The 24,285-nt window shown below is 39.8% G+C and carries 17 protein-coding genes and 1 pseudogene; 8 read left to right on the top strand and 10 right to left on the bottom strand.

What is annotated here, in order from left to right:
* Positions 1-376 precede the first annotated feature (376 nt).
* Positions 377-685 carry a hypothetical protein gene (locus FD725_RS31805; protein WP_179052157.1) on the bottom strand — a complete coding sequence of 103 codons (309 nt, stop codon included), beginning with the start codon at positions 683-685 and terminating at the stop codon, positions 377-379.
* Positions 686-1,225: 540 nt separating this feature from the next.
* Between FD725_RS31805 and mobC the strand changes: the two genes are divergently transcribed.
* From mobC to FD725_RS31780, 5 genes are all read left to right on the top strand, one after another.
* Positions 1,226-1,642 (top strand): plasmid mobilization relaxosome protein MobC, encoded by a 417-nt coding sequence (mobC, locus tag FD725_RS31800; protein WP_179052156.1) that lies wholly within the window; start codon positions 1,226-1,228, stop codon positions 1,640-1,642.
* Positions 1,617-3,407 (top strand): relaxase/mobilization nuclease domain-containing protein, encoded by a 1,791-nt coding sequence (locus FD725_RS32930; protein WP_256872059.1) that lies wholly within the window; start codon positions 1,617-1,619, stop codon positions 3,405-3,407. Before mobC ends, FD725_RS32930 begins: the two co-directional genes overlap by 26 nt.
* Positions 3,408-3,997: 590 nt before the next feature.
* Positions 3,998-5,161, top strand: coding sequence for a hypothetical protein (locus tag FD725_RS32925; RefSeq protein ID WP_256872058.1), 1,164 nt, complete (start codon positions 3,998-4,000; stop codon positions 5,159-5,161).
* Between the two features lie 10 nt (positions 5,162-5,171).
* Positions 5,172-5,534 (top strand): hypothetical protein, encoded by a 363-nt coding sequence (locus tag FD725_RS31785; RefSeq protein ID WP_256872057.1) that lies wholly within the window; start codon positions 5,172-5,174, stop codon positions 5,532-5,534.
* A gap of 28 nt (positions 5,535-5,562) precedes the next feature.
* Entirely contained in the window at positions 5,563-6,309 is a 747-nt protein-coding gene (locus FD725_RS31780) for a hypothetical protein (protein WP_179052155.1), read from the top strand.
* Positions 6,310-6,381: 72 nt separating this feature from the next.
* Here the strand turns inward: FD725_RS31780 and FD725_RS31775 are convergent, their stop codons facing one another.
* From FD725_RS31775 to FD725_RS31765, 3 genes are all read right to left on the bottom strand, one after another.
* The gene (locus FD725_RS31775) at positions 6,382-9,288 is read right to left on the bottom strand and encodes an ATP-binding protein (RefSeq protein WP_179052154.1); all 2,907 of its coding nucleotides are present in this window, start codon (positions 9,286-9,288) and stop codon (positions 6,382-6,384) included.
* 83 nt (positions 9,289-9,371) lie between these two features.
* The gene (locus FD725_RS31770) at positions 9,372-10,448 is read right to left on the bottom strand and encodes a ParB/RepB/Spo0J family partition protein (RefSeq protein ID WP_372726753.1); all 1,077 of its coding nucleotides are present in this window, start codon (positions 10,446-10,448) and stop codon (positions 9,372-9,374) included.
* Entirely contained in the window at positions 10,445-11,215 is a 771-nt protein-coding gene (locus tag FD725_RS31765; protein ID WP_179052153.1) for a ParA family protein, read from the bottom strand. The genes FD725_RS31770 and FD725_RS31765 overlap by 4 nt, the downstream gene beginning before the upstream one ends.
* 292 nt (positions 11,216-11,507) lie before the next feature.
* On the opposite strand from FD725_RS31765, the gene FD725_RS31760 reads away from it, so the two are divergent.
* Complete coding sequence (locus FD725_RS31760) at positions 11,508-14,846, top strand: hypothetical protein (protein ID WP_179052152.1); 3,339 nt, start codon at positions 11,508-11,510, stop codon at positions 14,844-14,846.
* A gap of 125 nt (positions 14,847-14,971) precedes the next feature.
* Positions 14,972-16,351, top strand: a complete 1,380-nt coding sequence (locus FD725_RS31755) for a hypothetical protein (RefSeq protein WP_179052151.1) — start codon at positions 14,972-14,974, stop codon at positions 16,349-16,351.
* A gap of 106 nt (positions 16,352-16,457) precedes the next feature.
* On the opposite strand, the gene FD725_RS31750 is transcribed toward FD725_RS31755, so the two are convergent.
* The 5 genes and pseudogenes from FD725_RS31750 to FD725_RS31730 all read right to left on the bottom strand — a co-directional run bounded on the left by FD725_RS31750 (position 16,458) and on the right by FD725_RS31730 (position 21,597).
* Positions 16,458-17,381, bottom strand: a complete 924-nt coding sequence (locus FD725_RS31750) for a nucleotidyl transferase AbiEii/AbiGii toxin family protein (protein ID WP_179052150.1) — start codon at positions 17,379-17,381, stop codon at positions 16,458-16,460.
* Positions 17,365-17,778: a DUF6088 family protein gene (locus FD725_RS31745; RefSeq protein ID WP_179052149.1), complete on the bottom strand. Its 414-nt coding sequence runs from the start codon at positions 17,776-17,778 to the stop codon at positions 17,365-17,367. Before FD725_RS31745 ends, FD725_RS31750 begins: the two co-directional genes overlap by 17 nt.
* Positions 17,779-17,929: 151 nt before the next feature.
* Positions 17,930-18,499 (bottom strand): site-specific integrase, encoded by a 570-nt coding sequence (locus FD725_RS31740; protein ID WP_179052148.1) that lies wholly within the window; start codon positions 18,497-18,499, stop codon positions 17,930-17,932.
* A 363-nt stretch (positions 18,500-18,862) separates the two neighbouring features.
* Positions 18,863-18,958, bottom strand: a pseudogene (locus FD725_RS32920) (hypothetical protein); the annotation flags it as partial.
* A gap of 212 nt (positions 18,959-19,170) precedes the next feature.
* Positions 19,171-21,597: an NACHT domain-containing protein gene (locus FD725_RS31730; protein ID WP_179052147.1), complete on the bottom strand. Its 2,427-nt coding sequence runs from the start codon at positions 21,595-21,597 to the stop codon at positions 19,171-19,173.
* Between the two features lie 148 nt (positions 21,598-21,745).
* Here FD725_RS31730 and FD725_RS31725 point away from each other — a divergent pair, with 148 nt between their 5' ends.
* Positions 21,746-22,012, top strand: a complete 267-nt coding sequence (locus tag FD725_RS31725; protein ID WP_179052146.1) for a hypothetical protein — start codon at positions 21,746-21,748, stop codon at positions 22,010-22,012.
* 191 nt (positions 22,013-22,203) lie between these two features.
* Here the strand turns inward: FD725_RS31725 and FD725_RS32215 are convergent, their stop codons facing one another.
* Positions 22,204-24,285 carry a hypothetical protein gene (locus tag FD725_RS32215; protein WP_218653203.1) on the bottom strand — a complete coding sequence of 694 codons (2,082 nt, stop codon included), beginning with the start codon at positions 24,283-24,285 and terminating at the stop codon, positions 22,204-22,206.

Below are 24,285 nucleotides of genomic sequence, written 5' to 3'. Positions count from 1 at the left end.
AGAATACGTTAATTTGAAATTACTATTTAATTATGTAAAGAAAATTAGCATTTTTACCGATAGGTCTGCTTATTTTCATGATTTTTTGAACTCAAATTATTTTCTCCGTTAGCTTAAAAATACATAAAGTAGATTTCTGGCTTTACTCATAATTGAGCCACTTTATAAATCTTTGAGGCTCTATATTATTTATGTTTGAAAGTTATAGGTATTAAATTTGCTCTTTATGCTCGATTCAGCTTTTCGCTGCTGCTCTGTGATAATTGACTTTTTCTTTTGGCTTTAGTACAACTTACAGGTGCTTTCTCAGCCTCACTTCTTGTCTTATTTGACGCAGTATTTACAACTGTTGACTGAGTTTCAGTATGCGATTTGATTATGTATCTTTGTTGTCACCCTCCGATTTCTTTTGATGGCGACGACTGCTTTTCTTCAACTCACCGATTAAATACTTGATTCTGCTGCCACTCAAATTAATCCCCAGCCCTTGAAGCATCTCTGACACTTCATCATAAGTGTAGCCGTACTTAGAGGAAGTCAGCTTCTCAATGTATCTCCTCATCTGCCGGACAGCATCTCTGTCTGATACATCCTCTCGCTCTTTCGGCTTCTGCTCCTTCAGTAATTCGATGGCCTTATCAACCTTGCTCTTAGTGATCACCTCTGATTTCTGATGTTCAGTCATTGTGATTTCATGCAGTGATTAATTAACTACTAATTATCGGATATTTGAAAAAATCTATCCCAACTTGTTTTAAAAATACTAATAAAAATTTGACTACTGCCGCTACGCCGAACTACCTTTTACTGTGACGGCTACACCGTGATGATTATTTAGTCATACTTCTTATAAATTCGTTACTGCGGCTACGCCGTATTTACCATTTATCCCTAGCTGATTTTATCTGCCTTATTGTGGCGTAAGCTTAATCTAGAATTTACCTATTCATTGATTTTTCGTTATGACAAAGTAAGCCGTTGTTATATCCCCTTGTTAGTTGTAGTATTGTCAGCATCACGACTGTGCCATGTTCCCCCTCCCAGCTCCTCGCTGTGCCTCCGTACATACGTAGCCGATAACACCTCCCTTACCCCGAAAATGGGCTAGAAGCAAGCCATGTCTTTTAGCTAACGCTAAACCTCGCTACGCTCGGACGACGGCTTGTTCAAGGGGGCGCACCCCCTTAAAAAACCCCGCTTCGCTTTGTACCCTAAACTATTGATTATGTCTCGTCGCAAGCAGTCAAAAAGACTCATAAGAAACCACCTCTTTTCACTAAGGTTGAGTGACATTGAATTGGATCTGCTGCGGATAAAATCAAAGGATGCGGGAATGTCAGCGAGTGAGTTGATGAGGCGTAATGGATTGTTGCGACCACTGCCCAAACGACTAAGCAAAATTAGCCTACAAACATATTGGGAATTAGGACAAATCGGCAATAACTTAAACCAACTTGTCAAAGCCACAAACACAGCGATAAAAATGGGGCGTACTCCCCCAGCCAACCCAGAACTGTTACAAGAACTTTTGTCAGTGTTGCATCAGTGCAGACGAGACATTGCTCAAGTAGACACGGAAGAAGACAACGACTGGGAAGAAGAAGAGGAGGAAGACGATGATTGGGAAGCAGACGAAGGGTAGAGGTTTTCGCAAGTTATTAGATTATTTACATAACAGTGAAAATGCCAAACTAATTGGTGGTAACATGAGTGGCAGAAATGCCAGAGAATTATCGAAAGAATTTCGACTATCTCGACAACTAAATCCAGATGCCGAACGTGTTGTTTATCATGTCTCTCTTTCAGCAGCCAAGGATGATGTAATTTCTGAATATAAATGGTGTGAAATTGGCAATCGCTACATGAAAGAGATGGGCTTTGATGCCAATCAGTATGTCATCTTCCGCCACGAAAACACCGACGATGATCATGTCCACATTGCAGCCAGCAGAATCAGAATGGACACAGGGTTACTGGTTGATGATTCCTGGGATTATGTACGCTCTGAAAAAGTCCTACGTCAGATTGAAATTGACTATGATTTAGTGCAAGTCCAGGGCAGTAGAGAAAGATTAAATCGCACACAAAGCACAGGACAATTTCGGCGCATTAAACGAGAGCAAGAAGAATATGAGCAGGGTAAGCGCGATACCCCACCAGAACCCAGCATCAAGGAGCTAATTCAGCAGACAATTGATAACTTATCTGTTGATCATCCCCAGATGCCAACGTTAATTATGCGTTTGCAGCAAGCTGGTATTAGTGTAAGGACAGGATTTACCAGGAACGGTAAATCTAAAGGAATTTCTTATGAGAAAGATGGAATTGCTTTTAGTGGCACACAATTAGGTGCAGCCTACACATTTCCTGGTTTGCAAAAACATCTCCGAATTGACTACCAGCCACAAAGGGATGATGCACGAATTGAGCAGCTGTTAAACAATTCTGTTAAGCAAGCGGTGGAGAGCGAACAACTCATAAATAAAATCGCTGAAAATAAAGCTCAAATTCCAACCACTCCTAAACCAAAGCTAAACCAGAATCAAGCAGTCGAGTTATATCAGTATTACAGTGGCGACTTGCAAAGTTTATTAGTGATTGACCGGGACAAAGAAATTGCTAATAGGGCATTATTAGATAATCACCCAGCCCCAGATGTAGAAGAGATTATTAAAGCCAGTCCTGTTGGATGGACTACTGATGAAGCTAAAACATTAGTTCTAATTGCTACCAATCAACTGGCATTGAATAGAGAGCAAAAACAGCGTTCACCCCAGTTTACACCACCAGCAGAGGATGAAAGTCTCTGGCCTGCATTACAAAATTACCTAACTCAAAAACGCGGTATTTCCGATTTACTTGTGCAACCATTACATCTGCTGGGCTTAGGTTACATAGATCAACAGCGAAATGTTGTGTTTATCAAACGGGATTTAAACGGTGAAAAATCAGGCGCACTGGTTTGGGACACCACACGCCTTGACAATCGCTGTTCACAGAAAAGCGAAAGCACCCAATCAGATCAGGGATGGTTTCACATTAAATTGGGTGGAGAAGCAGACGATAAAATCGAGAGAGTATTTTTGTGCGACTCACCCATTGATGCACTGTCAATAGCAGATATGGATAGGGACGCACACAAGGGAATGCCGCCAGTGAGAACAATGTACATGGTGGTGGATGACCCGCATAACTTGCCTCTAGAAGTTCTCAAAAATATCAGCAGAATTGGGCTGGCATTTAATAAGGATAAGCAAGGTCAAGAAACCGCTAGTGCTGTACTAGAATTGCTGCCCCAAAGTAAGAGACTTCCGCCTGATAATTTGACTTGGAATCAGGATTTGCTAGAACGGCGGCACTACGAGCAGGAGAAACGCAGACAGCAGCAAAGAGGTTTTAGTCGGTGATTCGTGTAGCCCCGACGAACTCGTTGCCGCTTCGCTCGCTCTCGGCGGTGGCTCTTACGGGCAGGGAGATTACTTGTTGAGCTAACTAGATCCACAAGCCCGCAAGAGCCACTCCGCTATCGCCGCCGAGAGCGCAACGAGTTCTTAAATCCTCGAAAGCAAGGCATTGTAAACTTTTTAAGTATATTAATGTTTAATTGTTGTTCCTGATGTTCTGGTAGCAATCGTACAGAAACTTACGTGCTTGACAAACTTTGTCTAAAACAGAATCTAACTAGCACCTTGCGAAGAAGCCACAACCCTGATTCTTTTGTTTAAACTATATTTGACTTTACCTAAAAGGCTATAAATTAGGCAATTTTCAACGATTACTAGAAGGCTTGCTATGTCTAATTTTTGTCTTGTACTGATGCTACTTAACCGCCATTACATACAGGCGACCATTGTCGTCTCCTGAAACCATTACATGGCCTTTAATTTAATTAGATTTATCTTTTAAAAGATAATTATACATAATCAATATATTCGTGTACTATATTTAACCAGCATAATGATAATGTATGAAAAATTCAAGCTATTAAGGTCAAAGTATGGCAGCATCACAGGCAAATACAGACAAAAATAATATACTAGCTTTTATAGATAAAGGGTTTTCTGATAGTAATATATTTTGTACTCAGTTTTTGTATAGCTCAGAGTTTACTTTAAATACTTTGAGAAGTTTAGCTAAAAAAAATAAAAATCAGTCTAAATATAAATTAGCTGCTAGCTTAACAGAAGCAATTCAAAACAAAGATATTAGTCCAAACGATGTTTTACTTGCATTTGTACAACAACCTCGAAAATGGTTAAGTCTAAAGTTAGGCAATAGCATAAAATATCCCATTTTAAACCCAGCCAATACACTTATTACAGAATTTGGAGATGATGGATGGTATGGCCCTATTGAAGACGAAAATGATAATCGAAAATGGTATATACGCACGTTAAAATTACCCTACTATCAAAAAGTATTTAAAGCTGAAAATATTTCAAATGATAATATTTTAGGAGATGTTAATCGTGTATCTACTTATCATATTAGATGGACTGTAGTTGCAGAAATAGGAGCTAATTATGTGGCTTTATCATGGAATGGATTTCGATATAACTATTTAAAATCTAATTTAATAGATCCACAAATTGAACCACTGATGCAGTTTCCATATTGGTCTCATATTCCTGATTTTTTCGATGAACTTATGGCTCAATGTCAAGCTACTTGGCAGCATCCGAATCTTAATAACCTAATTTTACAGAATATGTGGGATAAATATGTTGGAAACCAAAATTATATTTGGAGGCATCTAAGAATTCGCACTGATAATCGTGGAGTTGCGTTGAATGCTCATAGCACTGGTGCTTTTGATCAGGCGGAACTTGAAATGAGGGGATTACAAGCATTATCGAAACATTTAGCACAAACAGCATTGAATGTACTTAATTTAGAAGAAACTCCCAAATTAGTTAATACAGTTGAAAATGCTTTGTTGAGAACTCTAATTCATGATTGGGGACTCAAGTCTTATGAATTTAGTTTAGATAACATATCGGAGGACAATGGTAAATCAAAAGGAATAATTCGTTCTCATTTCTATTTTTCAAATGGAAACTTAAAGCATCAAGATAGCTTTCAACATTTGTCATGCTTTCTTGAAAATTATGGCGGAAGTGTCCAAGCTTTAAAGTTTCTTTTATCAGAATTACAAACTTGAGGTGAAAACTATGGCTCGTTTAGTTTGTAAAAACCGATTAGATTTTCTTTCAGACCATCATAAATCATTATTAAATAAACACTTCAATCAGGAAATACAGACAGCACAACCGCATGAACTAGCCATAAAAATTGGTATTGAATATTCTCAAGTTATTGCTATTTTAGCTGTTTTATCTGCTGATAAATTTTGTCAAAATTGGCTTTTAATTTATCACACTTGTGCAGAAACTTTTGTAGAAAGAACTCCTCTCAGTGCAGGAATGCCTAAATTACCTTATGTTTGCCCTCATTGTGAAATCACTTTATATGATTATGATGAACTTCAGTTTGATGTAATGGCAGAAACTAAAACAAAAATTGAATTTATTTAAGAAAATTAAGTATTCAAAATAAATGGAAATGGATTCTAAGCAAGCCGCTAAAAATATTATTGAATCTTTGAAATACTTAAAGCATGATAGTCCTGAATCTAATGAAGTAATCAATTGGTTATATACTCCTGATATTCAACTTTCAGATTATTTAGATGAAATAAAATATTATTTGCAAAAAGAAAAACCAACTGATAGTGAGAGGCAACAAGCAGGATATTTATTAGAAGGAATTCTCACTCTCAGCTTTAAAGGATTAGTAGGCTATTCTGAAATTAAAAGTTATCAATCTGCTAGCCATCAATATGATTTTTTAATTAGTGGTGATGGTGCTGATTGGGACATTATTTGTAATCGCCTTTTTTTAAAAGATTATCGAGGCATTGTTGCTGAGGCAAAAGCAACAGAAGAAGTTGTTTCTGTTGCTCAGTTCTCCCGTCTTTGCAGTATTATGACTCTAGAGTTATTTAATACTGTTGGTCTTGGTGTTTTCTTTACCTTAAAAGGGGCAGCCGGATTTCCTAATACAAGTAGCCGACAAAGATGCGTTAGTTATGCTAGACTTTGCCAGCTCCTTTTTTATGCAAGACATAACAAGAAGATTGTAGTTTTTGATAAAGATGATATTTTTGAACTTAATCAAAACGGTGCTTTAATTAAAATTTTAATTAGGAAAATCAAAGAAATAGAACAATTAAGTGGATTGAAAACAGCACCTGTAACTGAACCAATTGATGTTGATTTACCCGAACGTTTAAAAAAATTAATTTTATAGTTTAATTACTGTTAATAAAAATTGAATTTCACATGATTCCAAAACTAATCAGGCAATTTTATTAAACTCTATTTACTGTTTACGGATAAAAGTGGCATTTGCACTTTCTTGAAATTCTCGCATCTCTCCAAATTGCTTAATATACTCTACCAACTCCTTGGTATGCCCCCCTTCAGAAATTCGCCCCAAATTCCCCACCAGGATAAACAATTCTCTTGCTCTACTCACAGCCACATTCAGTAAATTAGGTCGGCGATTAATAAACCAGAGGCTATAACTTGCTTGACATTGGCGAGTCGAGAAAATTATCACTGATTTCTGGCCACCTTGGAACGTGTGAACTGTGCCAATGCTCTGCTTTGAAAAATCTGTCCAGCGAGATCGTAAACGTTGAGTTAGGGCATTTGCTTGACTGCGGTAAGGTGAAATCACGCCGATTTCGTTCTCAGAATCAGTAGGATTTAAGCGATAACCCGCCGCTAACAACTCCTCAATCAACGTTTCTACTGCATCAACTTCTGCCCAATTTACGTTATTCTCTAGCTTCCCTTCCACATTGCAAGCAATCAGGTTAGTACCCAAGCGAGAAGCTTTAGGCTCAGTTTTGATGATCATGCCGTAATTGCACAAGCGATCGCAAAAATCAGCAATCACCGGAACGCAACGGTAATGATACTTAAGGATAATCCCCTGACCAATATCTTGGATTTGTCCTGATGCCCCAGCAGCACGGTGATAAGCTGTGGAAGCAGTGGGGCTGTAGCGGTCATAATCTACATCCGTTAAACCTTGTTCCAGAAAAGATTTGCTGCGATATTCATCTTTCTTCTGGTCGCTCAAGTTAACAACTGGCTCTAATTGCAATGGATCGCCTACAATCAAAGCCCGATTACACCTCACTAAAACAGGGAAAACCTGATGCGGTGGAATCTGACCTGCTTCATCTACAATTACTTGGTCAATACAGCCACTATCGGGATAGGGTAACAAATTGCGGATGGAGTGCAAAGTGCAAAGAAATACTGGAAATAACAGACTGATATCCCGATAAATGTTTCTCCAATTAAGACTTAACTGGCGGTAAGCATCCCATTCACCATTCAAGACAGCAATGTAAGTCTTCATGGAAGCTATCACCTCATCTTTTCGCCGTCGAGCTTCCTGCTGTTGAAATTGCCAAGACCACTCAAATAACTCTACTTGCAGTGAGTGCAATTCGGTGTAGAAACGACTGTAAAAATCTGTGGTGGGATAACTAGCTAGTCTGGTTTCAACTTGAGAACGCCGATTAATGGAGTCTGTGAGTTCTTGCTGTAATGACTCTAAGTGCTGTTGTGTGCTGTCGAGACTGTTTTGTTTTTGCTGCCAAGAAAATGCTTCTGCTAAAAGCTGATTAACATTCTCCTGGGCTGCTATGAGAGATTCAGTTGTTAGTGGGATTTGAAAAGGAAATGGGGTGGCCAGTGTCGCTAACACAGGCATCTCTATTTGTTTATGCAGGCGTTTGAGAATATGATGTGGGCTGCTTTTGCTTATCGAGTGCCAGAATCGTTTAATCGCCTGCAAAATCTGGACAAACCAGTTGTCATTTCTACTCTTATTCTGCCAGTAATCAACTCTAGGCAAAGAACGCCTAGCACTGTCAAGATGTTGTCCTATCTGCTGGTAGGCTTCTAGTGGAAACCTAGAGTAGTCGTGTGAAGATTCTAATGCTGAGGGCTTAACAACAGAGGTCTTTATCGCTGACTCGACCGATTGTATATCTCGGCATAGCTCCTCTAATAGTTGTTCATCACCACTTTTCTGTTGCAGATAATTTTCGTCTTGTTTTTTGTAAGTTTCTATTTGTTGAACACCAGTTAATAATTGTTGTTGTGCTGACTCCCATTCATCGTGATTAAACGTTTCTTTGGTTAACCAGTCGAGTGCAGCTTGCAAACTAGGTAAAACTTGGCTCTCAACTAAATCCCTTGAGCCTCCCGACAAGTAGAAATGGTCAGAGGTCAAGTTACTGGCTAAGATTTTCTCAACGTTCTTTACAGCAAAATTGTTAGTGCTTGTTACCACAGTTAGGTTACTTTTATCTTTACCCGTTGTTGCTAATTCCACGGCTCGACTTACCACTTGCTGCGCTATCTTATGTAACAACAGTGTGGTCTTACCATTCCCCGGCGGGCCAATCACGGCAGTAATAGAGTTTAACTGAGAATGTTTAAGAGCTTGTGCTTGATAGTCATCGGGTAGCGAGTTAGGAAAAGCACCCAAAAAAAGCACTTCATGCTGAGGTGTTTTTGGTTGCCCAAACAGGTATTCGTAAGCTGGATGTCCTGGTCTTGCCCACTGAAAGTAATTCTGTTCGCTGATTTTTTGAAAATCTTTTTTGAGGTGCTGATTAAAAGGAGCGTAGTCAAAATCTAATAAATAGGGGAGCAGTTTTGACCGCACAGGAAACGGTGGTAATTCAATCAGTCCCATAAAATCTTGTAGCGTCTTAAAGGGACGATTGAAAGTAGTTTCGAGAAAAACTTTCAGCCCTTCCCTTGTCACCAGGGACTCAGCCGCTTCTTCCTCCAGCCCGTACCACTGCATCAAATTGGGAATAACAGGCTGAAACTCGTACTGGGTTAAATCCCATCCGCCAGTGCGATAATTGCCCTCAAAGATAGGAGAAACGTTGATGGTGAACAACGGGCGAAATTGACGGCGATTGCTTTCAATTTCATAAATCTGGGGGAAAGCTACAGCAATTGATGGTAATTCTGTTTGAACTTTGTTCTTGGAATTTTTAAACTGTTGCTTGATGTTTTTAAATAAAGACTCGTCTATTAATAATTTATCCCCTACCAGATTTACAAGAGAGTCCCAGATGTTGGAGTGTTCCGATTCGTCAGCTTCTACTTTGGCATTACTCAAATTTTCGATGTAAATGTAATCTAACCAAGCCTTGAGTAATGCTTGAATCTGTGAAGCTTCCGCCATCTCTGTTTCTCCCCTCTCACCCAATCATGAATCACAGGTTTTTCAATTCTATTCGTAGAGATTACCTGACAACCTTTAATAAGTCACTCGTCCCCAAGTAAGGCTTCTAGCTTGTTTAGAAGGTTTACTAGCTGTTTTTCCTTGCGTGGTTCTTTCCATAGCTGACGCTTTTTAATGCGCTGGGTGATATCTTTGAGTCGTTCTGGTATTTGGTTAGGTGTTTTAGATGAGGCGGATGGTTCATCAGGAGTGTTAGCGATAATTTGTTCTTTGATTTGGCTTAAAGACCAATCGTTAGCTATTGCTTGTGACAAGAGTTGTTTTCGCACTTCCTCATCTTTTACTCGTGCCAGGGCTTGGGCTTTGGTATATTCCAGCTTGCCTTCTCGCAGTGCCATTAAAATTTCTTCGGGCAGATTGAGCAATGGTAAACGCTTGGTGGTGAACGATAGCCAATTCATCAGCCCCAGGCTCTCAAATACCTGTTCTACCGTCTTTGATTGCTCCAAATCCACTTTAGGAGAAACGTTTCTCCTAGATTCTGTTTCCTCGTCTAAATCGTCAGAAATGTTATCCCCAGTTTCTGTTTCTTCTGAGTTAGGAGAAACGTTTCTCCTAGATTCATCTAATGACTCTGGTGGCTGCTGTTCTCCTTTGCTGTGAGCGTTCTTCATGCGGTACAGCAAGGATTTGACAGCTTCTATATCGCAATGAAGCCGGATTGCTAACAGGTGTAAGATACCTTCAGTTTCTTCTACAGGGTTCAGGTCTTCTCGTTGCAGATTTTCAATCAAAGCCAACTGAAATGCTTGGTCATCAGATAGCTCACGCACAACCACAGGCGCAACTTCAAGCAAAGCTTCCTGCCCTGCCCGATAGCGTCTTTCTCCTGCTACTAATTCGTATTTACCTCCGCCTAGCGGACGCACTAACAAAGGTTGGAGGATGCCATGCTGTTTGACTGACTCTACTAATTCTTTTAATGCTTGTGGGTCAAAATATCGTCTGGGCTGGTGTGGGGGTAGAACTATATCTTCCAGCTTGATAGTAGTTTCGGTAGCTCTTGATGTTTCTGCATCTGGTGAGTCTAACCAAGGTGCAGGGGGTGGAGTTGTAATTTGACCCCCAAAGGGTTTGTCTGTTTGCTTACGTCTTATCACAAAGCCTCCAAAGCCAAAGCTATTTCTTCAAGGATATTGACTACAGAATGTTTAGGGTCAAATACTGCTAGTGGCGCACGTTCTTCTGTGGCATCAACAAAAGCAGTAGCTCTGGGGATAGCGGGGAAGATACGACCCCAAGCCGAAAGTTGTTCTTGGATGGCTGCTAATGCTCGTTTATCGGCTGAGTTCTGGTGAGCATACCGCGTAGGAACAAACCCGGCTATTTGGATTTTACGGTTAGCTTTATTTTTTACGTGGGTAATAGTTTGTAAGAGTTCGTCCGTTCCCTCAAAGGCTTTGAGATGGGTTTCCACTGGTACGAGTACGTGTGTAGCCGCAACTAAGGAAATGTAAGAAAGTAGCCCTAAACTGGGGGGACAATCTATCAGGATGAAGTCGTATTCATCCTGAATAGGTTCAATGGCTTCCTTAAGGCGCAGGTCGCGCATGGCAGCACTGACTAACTGCATTTCTGCTCCACTCAGGACTCTGCTTGCTGGAGCCAAATCCATACCGTGAATACCCTCATGAATCGGTAAGGGCTGCTCGTTGATAATGGCATCAGCAACAGTTTTTTGTAGCTGAGATGGCACTAACCCCATGAATTTGGTCAATGAGGCTTGGGGGTCTATGTCAATGAGGAGAACGCGGTGTTCTCGTTTTGCTAGGTGGTATCCCAGGTTTTGGGTCAGTGTCGATTTGGCGACACCACCCGCCTGATTAAACAGGGCTATAATGCGGCATTGCTTGTCAGTAGTTGACACTGGCTCTTGTCCCTAGAAGATACGTTAACGTTTGGTCAACCGACTCGGTTTTAGTTTCCAGTTTACGTGGCTCAGTTGAAAAAAGTTTATTTTTAGATATAAATTCCAGCAGATTTTATATAACTTCACCTAACTAGAATTAGCTGGAGGGGAAACCAAGCTTTTGGTTGAACACTTTCGGCTACATGGAGTAATTCGCTCCTATGACGATTGTAAATTATAGTTCACTGGCTATAATAGTATTTCCGTACTTGCAGATTGTATTGTCTTTAGGCAAAGTTCTACTATATTTATGGCTGAAAAGCGTCAGCAACCTGAGTCAGTATCCTTCCGTCCTTCGGATTTCATGAGAGCGCGGCGACCTTATCTTTTCTCCGATACACAAGTAGTTGGGAAGTCGTTGCTGGATCGTAGTTTTCTTGAATATCACTTGGAAACACTGACCAATCGTAAACAAGAACTGGAGTTTGAAAACTTCTGCCGGAAACTAGCTGAAAAAGAGCTTTGTCCTAATCTTTTGCCACAAACAGGCCCTACTGGGGGGGGAGACAGCAAAGTAGACTCTGAAACCTATCCTGTATCTGATGCTATTTCTCTTCGCTGGTATGAGGGAATTGGGCGCGAAGCTGCATCAGAGCGTTGGGCATTTGCAATTAGCGCAAAACAACAATGGCGTTCAAAAGTCCGTTCTGATGTAGAAGGTATTGCAGGAACACAGCGTGGCTACACCTTAATTTATTTCATTAGTAGTCGATATATCAAAGATAAAGATCGAGCCAACATTGAAGATGAACTGCGAAAACAGTACAACATTAATGTACGAGTTCTAGATAGAACTTGGATACTCGATAAGGTGTTTCAGAACAAGCGAGAAAATCTAGCTGTGGAAACGCTAAAAATTAATTTGCCTCTTACACAGGCTGTTAACAAGGGGGCTTTAGACACATCTCGTGAAGCTGAATTGAATGATCTGGAGACGCAGATAAAAGATCCTAGTCGTTATCAAGGTGTCGAGTATCAACTTGTTGAGGATTGCCTTGAAGCAGCTATTTTATCACGCGAACTTGAATTACCACGAGTAGAGGTTGAAGGACGTTTTGCACGAGCCGAGCGCATAGCCGAACAATATGGAATCCATCAGCAAAAGCTCCGATGTGCTTATGCCAAAGCATGGACTGCTTATTGGTGGCATGATGACTTTCACACGTTTAACCGCATCTATAATGATGTTGAGCGTCTAGCTATTGAAAGCAGCCAAGTCACAGATATTGAAAAATTAGCTAATTTATGGCAACTTCTGTGGACAACCGTTCAACGGTCACAACTTGAAGTCAACGATGCAAAGCTAGAAGCACGAACCAAAACTTTACATACTGAATTACAGCGTCTCCAGGCTGATCAAGATAGACCAAGCACTGCCTTACAAGCAAGATCCATTGAGTTACTAATGGATCTAACTGAGTCCAAACATGAACCTGCTGAGTTAAAAAGGATACTAGAGGAATTTCGCAAGGTATTTGCAGAGGCTGAAGGTTTAGTCAACTTTCCCGTAGCTCCATTGATCGAGATTCTCATGGAACTCGGTAAATATTTGCCTGATGATCCTGCCTTCGATGAACTTTTTGAAGCTGTACTTCTACTCTCTCAACAACGCGAGAGTAAAGCAACTTCAGGACGTATGCTTTTGACACGAGGAAAGCAAAAACTTCTTGGCGGAAACCCTTACGAAGCAATTCGTCTTCTTGGTCGAGCGCAGCATAACTTAGCTATGCGTGAGTGTCGTGGTGAGTTAATTGCTGCACTAGCTCTATGTGCAAGTGCTTATGAGTCCGTAGGCTTACTGTGGGCTGCACGTTCCAATATGCTCCTAGCAGCATCCCAAGCTTTTAATGAGTATTGGGAAAACGGCACAATTACTATTCAAGCCTTTGCCTGTCTACAACGTCTTATCTGGCTCGAATTACAATTAGGGCGGATTCCAATCACACTCGCTTGGATTGAAACCTCTACAGTTATTGCACAAGCAATTGGACTGAATGAAGAAGCTAAAGAGAAATTTAATAAAGAGAGGGAAACTCAAGATTTGGTACTTGGGATTCTTCTTCTTAAAACTGCCCTTAAGGATTTGCAGTGTTTAGAGTTTTTGCCAGTAGTTCTTGAAAAACTTGGGTTTCATCATTCATTCATGGCATCGTTGTACGCACTAGGTTATGAAGATTATCTTCGTTCTGAGGGTTGGATTCCAGAGGAGGAAGATGAGGCGAGTGTACGTAAATTTTTTAATGATTGGACAGCACAACCAGCAAGTCATGACCTACCAGAACTACCAGAAATTTTAGCAGAGGATACAGTAGAACTCCGCTCACAAGTTCTTGGCTGCAACGTAGTTGCTGAAGTTTTAAATAATACTAGATCGCTGTTTATTGCAGAGTCAATTCTTGCTGCATTTGAAGCTTTTCTGGCAACAAGTCTTGATTCGCAATTATTCCCTCATCAACCAAATATTAGATTTCAAATAGTATCATCGGATTCTGTTGCTAACGTTATTGATTTTCAAATTAAAGAGGAAGGCGGAGAAACTTTTGAAACTCTCATAGAAGTAAAACATTCTGCTAATGAATCTTACATAACAGAGCTTAATCCTGAATCATTAGGCAAAACGCTGGCTGAGTTAATTATTCGAGTAATTTTTAAGATAGCGTTTGTATCAGATCCAGAACAGTATTTTGAAAGACTTTTACAAGATGAACTGGCTTTTTCTCGCGCACTGGATTTTACAAACGTAGCTGTAGCTGTTTGGAATATTTTGGGTAAAAGTCCAAAACTGCAACTAACGGATTGGAGGTTAAGCGACAGTGATCAGCATTTTCCATCTCAACGAACAAAAACCTGGAACACTGAAACAGTTCAAAATACCTCTGAAGAACAAGCTAATGTAGTCTTACCCAAGCCAGGACAAGGTGAACCTCCGCCTGAACTCAATAGTATAGATCACCTAAAACATCGGGATCGTAAGATTTTATCATTGATTAATGTCCATCTTTGGGAAAAAGCTGGTTGGTGCGGAGTAGGCGTTGGATTTATACCAAATTCTCAAAATCTCCCACTCCTACAGCTTGCACTTTTATTTCGAGATGAAAATGCAAGCAAGAAAATTTTTGCTCAATGGCGAGAAGCTGTAGGAGACACAGATGTAGAGGAAAAAATCAGCGTATCTATTATCACTGGAATTGATGCTGATAATCCAGCAGCTTATCGTGTAGTTATTGGGACTAATCCTGATTGGCTGGAAGTTTCTAGTAACTCACAAGTCCTATTGAGTTATCGTATTCGCACTATTGAACCAAGCAATTCTAGAAATATTGATCAATTTATCAGTGCATTTGAAAATTTGGGATTTTACATCCTTACACCAGGATATATAGCTCAAGACAGTTCCAGTCCAGATTTTTTCTGGGAGCTTGGAATTATGAAACGACAAATATCCATTCGTCCAGCATGGCAAATAGGAGAACATGATTTTGATATTTGTGGAATTCAAAGTGACGATAAAATAATTATTCCTGAAGATGTCAAAGACCCTCCAGTAGTAGCTGCTTTGGCACGTCTGAGGAAACTAAAGTATAGGTAATTCTCTAAAAGCTGCTGAGTGTCAAGTGTGGCATCAGTTTACGGGTGTCCGCCGAGCTACTCAGATTGGGATGCACACTCAAAAGCTAGCACTTACTTGGCATATTTTATAGCATTTTTATCATTATGGATTTATTTACGCCTATTGTCCCTAAAGAGGAGCAACATAATCACTTTCTCTATATTACAGAACCAGGATTTTGCGAACCAGAGATTGAAGTTATTAAAAGTTGGGCTGATGGATTTATAGATCGCAATGAAAAACTGGTACAAGAATTTCAAACAAAGTTTAATTCCGTATTCTGGGAATTATATTTATTTGCCTGTTTTAAAGAACTCGGATGTAGCGTAGATACCTCATATGAAACTCCAGATTTTCTTGTAAGTTCACCCTATGGTGATTTCATTGCTGAAGCAGCAATAGCAAGTAATAGTGAAGGCTATAGACCAGAATGGGATAAAGATTACGATTTATTAGAAAATACTAGCATAAAGGACATACTAAGATTATCCGCACTTAGGCTCGAATTCTCTATAAAGAAAAAGGAGAAGAAATTCCGTAAAGATTACTCTAAGCTTCCTCATGTTAAAAATAAACCATTTGTAATATGCGTTGCTCCCTTTGAGCAACCATTTTTTTTCTTGCAAGATTCTCTAGCAATTATCAGAGTCCTTTACGGATATGAAGAAGTTCTTTCAAGAAGAGATGCAGATGGTAATTTGACTATCATTGGAGATTCTTATAATTATAGAGTTCAAAAGAAACCAGGTTTTAATGTAAATGTTGGATTATTTACTAATTCTAAATTAAAGCACGTAAGTGCAGTAATCTTTAACAATAGAGCTACCTTTTGTAAGGTGCGTGCTTTAGCTAAGATTAGTAAATATCCAGTTCTATTTAGTGGCTCTAGATCATGCCAATCAGATCAGCAAGTAGGACTGTATAGATTTCTAGAAGAAAGGCCAATTTATAAAGAAACGATTGCTGATGGTTTACATATACTTATAAACCCGTTCGCTGAAAATCCTCTAGATTTAAAACTTTTTGAAAATCGAGAAATTGCCATACATAATTATGATCCAAAAACAGGTGATTATCTATCCTATATACCTAATAATTTCTTACTTCATAGAACTTGCACTAGTATTACTTCCGCAGACCATTTGCAAGAATTTAAAAAATCGTTAAAAGAACAAAACTACAAAGAACTAGAGCCTGAAATTTGGGAAGAAGATGATTTAATAGAGTTTGGCGGAAAGCTAGGATATATCTGTAATAATCACATGGCACATTATAAAGGGTGGAGTGTCATAGTGTCTCTTGACTCAATTGATCAAGATTGGAGTTCTATAGCAATTCAAAAGCTTTGCTATAGCATTTCAGAATTTCAGAGCGAGAATAGTAAAGGCAGTCAAAATTCAATTCTTTTAGGAGAATTCTTCTCAACTAAAGATGAAGCTTATATTGCTATGAAAAAGAAAATAGATGAATTTAAAGCTACATAGCACATTCAAAAAATGTAAATACTCTATCCATTAATATTTTACTTCTTCAAACAGTATCGAGTGCTAGGTTCAAAGTACCAGTCAACCTTGCCACTACTTACATTTTTTATTGAATCATGCTAATTATGCTTTTAACAGCGTCTATAGCTTCACTAAAAGTGGGGCATTCATCTTCTACAGCGTAAGACATTCCTGTAACAAATTGCTGATATTCATTAGCATATAAAGAATCATCTTCTAGTGTTAACAGCATTTTGTGCAATAATTCTACTTCGGAGTTGGCTAATGATTTAATTTTTCCTCTGTTGTTCTTTATATCTTTTCGCATCACATCAATAACTAAATCTGAAAAGCTTGAATAATTAAAAATTACGTCTTTTAATGCTGTTAAATCATATAAATGGCGAATAAGAGACGGATCATCTTTTTCACTATCTCTGTTCCTAGATAACACTCGCCAAGTTAAAGCACTTAGTTTCTCTGCTGCTGTTTCTATGGGTGAAACACAAGCCATTAAAGGAACTTCTGGTGATTGATCCATTGCTTGAGCGATAAAAGACTGTAAAGGTCTTTGTTCAACAGCCAAGGTGGGCGAAATAAAATTAACCTCTAACTTTATATAGAGACGAAGTGCCGCAGGTATGTGAAAATTTTCTTTGTAGCGAATGTTGCAAGTAAATTTACGATTTGCATTTTCAGACTTTGGTTCGCCCTCCAATGACCATTCTGAACTACTACCACGGATTACTTCAACAATTTGCTTTCGGTAGTTACTAAATTCATTCCGTGTAGGATTTGCTTTTGGCAAAATTACTTTGAAATCAAGGTCTTCCGAAAAACGTTTAATAAGTCCAAACCCTTTTGATAAGCTAGTTCCCCCCGCAAAAACTAATTGCATACCAAAATTATTGACAGTGATCAAGGATGCAATTATCCGCATAGCATACCAATCCTTCTCAACAAATGAAGGATCAACACCAAGATCACTGGCAATAACTTCTATAAGGTTTGGGTCAAGAAACGTATTCAAAGGTTACATATTTACCGTCGTAACCAATTTTACGTGAAACTCGTCCTTTAACGCCAACAACTCGTCCGGTTGGAACTTGCGTTGTACGTCCTTGACTATAAGCTTGATCATAGCTTGATGCTACAACCTCTATCTGCAATTTTTTTAGAGCTTCAGTTGCTAGTTCACGTAACCCTCTACGGGGAACTATACGCTTTGATAAAGGAGAAAATGCAGCTTTAGCGTAAAGCCCATAACCAATTTTTACGATTTTACCTTTTTCTTCTAATTTCTTAAGACTACGCCCAATTTGAGTGTAGCTAGCAATGTCTACAAAATCCTTACGCATAAAGACATCACGATCACTACTGTCAATTCGACGAGTGATTTTATCTTCTACTGTGTTAGGGGTTTTCATCTTTTTAGTTTCCCCTGACGAGGATTAAGTGAAGTAGTAAAGGCTTATTGGGAGGTTTAATGGCTTTTATTAGCTCACAACATAATGATAAAGCAGGTTTGTTGAATTATGTAACTTAATTCAACAATAATATTCTTTTCACTCTGGTAGTTCAAAAATCCAAAGCAGAGATAGCGTTTTGCTTCTGCTTCTCAGTTACCCCCAAATAACGCTCCAAAGCTGCCAAAGTCCGATGCCCCGATATCTCCTGTATATGGCGCAACGGTATCCCCGCATCACTCATCCTGGTTAACGCTGTCCTCCTGAAGCTGTGCGTACTTACCCCTTCAATCCCCAGCCGCACACAGGTATCTCTGAGAATTTTGTCAGCACTGACCTTATGAATATGCCCCAACCCATGCCGCCCCGGAAACAAGAACTCCTTGCGGCGGTTGGGGTTGTACTCTTCCAAATACTGCTTGAGCTTCGGATGCACTCGAATTTCCCTAGTGTCCCGCTTGCCTTTGGTGTTGACGCTACGTAACACCAACACCCCTCTGACACCGTTGCTGCCAAACACGTCATTTACAGCCAAAGTGCAAGCCTCGTTGATGCGACAAGCAGCATAAAGGCACACGCCGAATAAAGCGCGATCGCGTGGGTTGACAAAGCCCTCAGTAAATAGGAGATTAATTTGGTCGGGGCTGAGGATTTCTGCCCTACCGAAACGGTTTATTTTCATAGGGTCTAGCCTACATGATCTTCCTAACAATTCACAATGTAACTGACCCAAAAGCCTATGATTTCGTCAGCGATGACACACGCTTAACCCAGACTTATCATTCAGCCCGACACCACAAACGCTACAACCCTCATTCTTTCGTAGGCTGATTAATTTTGCTTATGTTTGCAACGCGATGACCAAAAGCAAGTATAATCCACACGAATCATGTTGTGGCTGGACTGACTTGTCTATACTAGCTTCTATACCTAGAATCCTGTAGTTGGGGTCATCGTGGTCGGATAGCAGGACTATATCGCTATAATCCCCCCCTCAGAACCGGACGTGCGCCTTGCAACGCATCCGGCTCAAGCAAGTCACAAACTACGGATTGTTCCAGAATGTATTTGAGTCAAGGCAGTATAGATGTACAAGTTGTAGGTTGCCGTAATTATCACCACCACCCTGAGATTTTGGCTTTTTATGATGAAGATGTAACTCCTCATTATTTAATAGCGATTCCGCGCAGACAGGACAGACATATTGTTACCTTTGGGCTATCTTCTGTCTACTTTTGATTAATTCAGATTTAGCTTTCACTCTCTGTCGTTTAATCCAGTAGTCCCTCAATTTGAGGTCATCAGGTGAATTTACTTTATTTAAAATATGCAAATTTTACTTTAACTAAGACGTTAATTTATTTGTAACAAAGTATTTTTAATTTTTTCTATATTTGGAGTCAATTCGCAACCATTAGTTAAGCAATAGACCAGCAAGCGAGTGCAATCATAGTAATGATCTATATCATTCCTAGACTCGAACTGTGAATTTATAGTAATACCAGTTATAGTAATACCACGATGCTCAATAAGTATAGTTTTTAGTTGTTCAATCCAATGCCAATTATTATTCTCCCAGCATTGCTGTTTATTTTTGGGATTTTCTAATTGCTCTATACTAAATAATTCATCTATCAAGTCTTGCAGTAATTGCTGTAATTCAGGAGATAGACCAAGGGCTAGTGTATCTTTTCTGGCTTCATAAAGTTTATGTGCTAAAGCAAGAATACTGTCAAAGGTAGGGTCACAAGTAATGTCAAGAGTATTATTAATATCCCAGGTGAGTGAAACACCAAGTTCAAGACTGGATAAAATACTGCTATCACCACTAAAAGTAGCTGCAATGCTACCAACTGTGTTAAAACTTATAGTCTGACAAAGCACGAAGCCAATCGCAAGCTCAAAGTAAAATGCACGAATAACTAATGGTTCGTAGTTAGCATTGACAGCATTAGCTTTCTCACTGCACCAGTTTAAAAAAATTTTTAAATCAGAATTAGATTGTACATAGTATTGACAAACTAAGTTCATTATATCTAACAGATCAATTCCTCTCTTACGATTCCCCACTGCTATCAAAAATACTTCTCGCCAGTCCGGGTAAAGCATAAAACTGATTAAATCTTTTAAGGCATCTTGTTTAGGGTTTTCTAGAAAATATTTAGCCGTGAAATATTCTTGAAATGTAAGGTGATAAAAGGAATAAATTTGACGAAATTCTTCGATTATTAACCCATGTTGTGACTCAATTGCTCTCAGTAATACCCTACAATGCTCATTTGATAATTTTTGAGGTTTACAACTACTAAATTCTAAATTCAAAAAATAACTTTTAATATTTTCAAGTATTTCTTCTTCCGGAAATTGCTTAATACTTTTTTTCCAGTTTTCAGCAGCAATATAACTTAAAAAACTAACTTTTTCTTCTACATTTAAACAGCGATAAAGCTGTTCTACCTCAATATCCCTGTTTATATTCTGATGAGCAAACTGCTCCCTCTTAATTCCCTTCTCTTCATCCCATTTACTCAGCAAAATTTCAGTAGCTTCCTTGCATAGCTCGTATCGGTTGGACGGAAAATCGAAATCATCCTTTTTATCAGTGTTTTCTTGAAAAACCAAGCAGAGCAAGTTAAGCAAAAGAGGTATCGTAGCCAATTCTTGAATTTGAGCGTATTTTGAAAGCTTTAGTTTAGCAATAAACTGTCTAGCTTTATTCTCATCTTTCTCAGGTAAATTTTTGGAATTTTCAACAAACCATTTCCTAACATAAGCTTCCATTTGCTCTTGAGTGAAGTCAGCAATCTCAATTTCAGTAAAGCCTTCATAACTATCCTCAAAAGCGGCTAATCGACTAGTTATTATGAACTGGTTTTTATAGAAAGTATTTGCAAAAACTTCGAGTTCAAATTTTATATTATTATTTACTCCAGCAACTTCATCCAAACCATCGAGCAAAAATAAAACACTTCCACTATCTAAAATTTTTTCTACTTGTATCTTTGAGAATTTATTGTTAAAGAATACATTTTCAATATATTCTTGTAAAGTATTTTTACTTTTCACTAATAAATTTAAACGGATATAGATAGGTATTAATTTAGTTTGATTTGGTGTAAGTTCACTTTCAATGCAATGGATTGCCAAATACTTCAAAAATGTTGTTTTACCTGCTCCTGGTTTACCCAGTATTATCACCTTATTAAACATTTTCACAGCATCTAGCCCTGCTATTCGTTCATTAGGATTACTTAAATCAATCCGCTCAAACTTTTTAGTATCTTCACTAAACATTCTTGGTCTTTCTGGATTTTCACTCGCTCCTGTAAAGTGGGTCGATTTTTTAAGATTCTTAATCCTTTGTTGGTTAGATATAATTGGTTTTCCATGCTTCGACCGAATTTTTACTTCGACGTAAACTCTATTTAGAGGTTGTGTTTTGCGATCTAACATTCGCAGAGAACCACATTCCTCTTCAATTTTGGCTTTACAGTGTGTTCGTACTTCATCTACAAGTACATCCACGACACTATCTAGTGAAGTTACTAAATTAGTTGATTTAGATTGACCTGTAATTTCCTGCCAATCTAGTTCTAGCTGTTCGCAGATTTTGACAAAATTTTTGCGGTCTACTCCGTTGCCTGCAAAAAAATTAAAAACTGGCTGGCGGGTCGTCTCTACTTTTTCTGCTAATTCCTCCTGTGTCCAACCTTTACCAGTCAGAGATGCCCTTGCCTTCTCGATACCTACTTGACACGCCTTAAGAGATTGTCTTGCCATAGCCAAAAACCTAACTTATGCCTATTCTACGGGTTGAAAGCGAAAGTTATACGTAACTCATACAAAAGCCATTGCTCTCAAAACCTTACCTAGACTGAACTTTAAACGCCGAACAGCGAAACTAAGAGCAGTTGATTGGTAAAAAAAGATGACACAATTCACGAATCAAGAAATTATCAGAGAGCGTGTACGCCAAGCACGTTACAGTTTCAACCTCGCACTAATTGCAACTGGACTGTCTGCTTGTATTAGCCTTATAGGTGCTGGGCTTTTACTATCAGGCAAAGTTCCCGAAGGAACTGTTACGGCCGCAGGTGGAATGGCTGCAAGTGTGCGATGCACTAGGCTTGCTAAAGACGCAAACGACAGGCTCGACAAGATTTTATCCGAACTAAAGGATGAAGATTCAGTTTAGCTCTAGCAATCGCCCCTTTCAAACCTGTGTTAATACCCCTGACGATAACTGCCTTTTGTGATACAAAACTTAGCTGATTTATTATTGGTGTCTACCGGACATCATCTAGATACCTGGTGTCTGGGTCGTGTCTAGTGTGGTGTCTGTTGGTGTCCATGTCAAAATTTGTTTGTCCTTGTGGCGATAACTGTTTATTCAGTTGATGGAAACAGTTCCTTATATTCGGTGTAAGCCTGTTTCCAGCCCTTACCGTTTTTCTCCACTCCCCAGAGGGATTGAATAATTTGAGTCTGCGACATTTTCTTGGATATCATCTGCTTGACGATGCCAGTCAGTTGTTCAAGGGTCAATTCTGCGGGAGTGTAACGAGTTTCGGAAACGTTTCCAGTATCACTAGCAAGGGTCTTAGAATCGCCATTTTCCGGGTTGGTATCACCGATTCCGGTATCGTTTCCGGTATCGATACCAAACGATTCCAATAGCTCAAAAGCCTTGTCAGTCGGTTGGTATCGGTCGGTATCGCTTGGATTTGGGGGGCAAGTGGGCGGTGGCGCATCCGGTATCACCCAAGTTTCATCTAGCCATGCTCTGGCCTGATTCAGAAACTCATCCTGTGGCTTCTCTTGGGGTGGTACTCTATCAACCAAAACCGGGGAATCACTTCTCAACTCAGGAAAATACTTAAGCAGTGTCCGCGCTGGGTCAGGTTGTCCAGAATGAGGATTAACCTCAGTTTTTAACCAGTCTGGAATCGTGCCAATTTCGCCAAGTGCGATTGCCTTATCAAAGCTATCTATGTCTGCCAGGAAGTAACGCCCAGTTGCGAGTGAGATTGACTTCAGGGGAGACAGTTTTTTACTCGTGGCTTCACAGCCAATAAAAGTAGCCCCATTTTTGAAAGTATCACCAAAACCTGCGGTGTTTTTCGTCCCCACCCAAGATGTCAAATTTTTGCCGTGCAACACCACGAAAATTTGTGCGCCTTTCTTACTGGCACGAGTAAACAAAAAGCGAATAATCCATTGCTTCTGCTCATCACTGAGATAATCAGACAACGCCACCGCTTCATCAATCACTAAAATAATATCTGTGTAACTATTTTGGGTGGCGTTGTCCATCTCCCTTAAATACTGGTACAAATCACCTGCAACAGTAGCATCAGCCTTTGCACCATCCAATTCTCGGTAACTAAGTCTACATACTAAGTGATGGCATTGGAACGGGTACACGTCATCACCGGCGGTAAAATAGTGAATTTTGGTGTTTGGCTCAAGTGCTTTACTGAGGATGGCTAAAATCGCCATGAGAGTACCCTTACCACCTCGCTGATTGCCTGCAATCACCGTAATTTGGTCATGGATGCACTTGGCAATATCAAAGCCACTGTTACTGAGTGCATCAATAATTGCGATCGCTCTGTTGTGAAGTGGCAGTGTTAACAATGATTGAATCTCTGGTGCTTGGTTCTGTGAAGGATCTGGTGCAGCAGGTTGGATTGTTGGGGAACAGGGCAATTCTACAAACTGCGGCTTAGTTGGTTCAATGAACTTGGGTTCAGGTATCTTAGGTTGTGGCAGTTGGGCTGTTGTTTGGGATTGTTGCTGAATTAAAGTCACCTGTGCATGGTTAATTCTAGGGTCAGGGGCTACCTGTGCCAGATGTTTAGCCAACTGCTCAACAGTAGGAAACGCACCTCTGTAGTTGGTGAAGTTGTCCAGTAGCCACCTGTAAGCATAAAACCGCTTGCCAGCTTCTACACCAGTTAGAAATTCGGTGAGGGTGTTGGTGTACTGCCGCAGCATCACAAATTCGCTACGCTCCAGGGGTGCAAGATGGTTCATCAAATCCACAATTTCATTCTTGCCAGCAAACCATTCCTCTCGCGCTTGGGAGTCCCCCATTGCTGAGATAAATTCGAGAAAGTTACCGCGTACAAAGGGAATGGGAGCAAAACAGTGGGAGTCAGTCATGTCTTGCACCACTGACCAAGCATAACCCAGTCCGGCTATCAGTGCGCCGATGGGGGCCAGTGGGGAAGTAGCATAACAAACAGATCCGATGGATGCCGTCGCTAAAGTAACGCATTTGGCTAGGTTCATACCTGCCCTTTCAGTTTTGGCACGAACCAACAATTGGTCAAGTCTTTCTACTAACCAAGGGGCGATGTTACCGGCTTCCAAGTGTTCAATGCAGGGATAGTCAGCTCGTAATGAGGCAGTTTCTTTTGTAGCGAGTTGCGGTACTGATTGGTAAATGTCGGGTGAAAATTCCAT

The sequence above is a fragment of the Nostoc sp. TCL26-01 genome (assembly GCF_013393945.1).
Classification (GTDB): domain Bacteria; phylum Cyanobacteriota; class Cyanobacteriia; order Cyanobacteriales; family Nostocaceae; genus Trichormus.
Note: the sequence above shows the minus strand (reverse complement) of the source record. Positions and strands in the feature narration are given on the sequence as shown.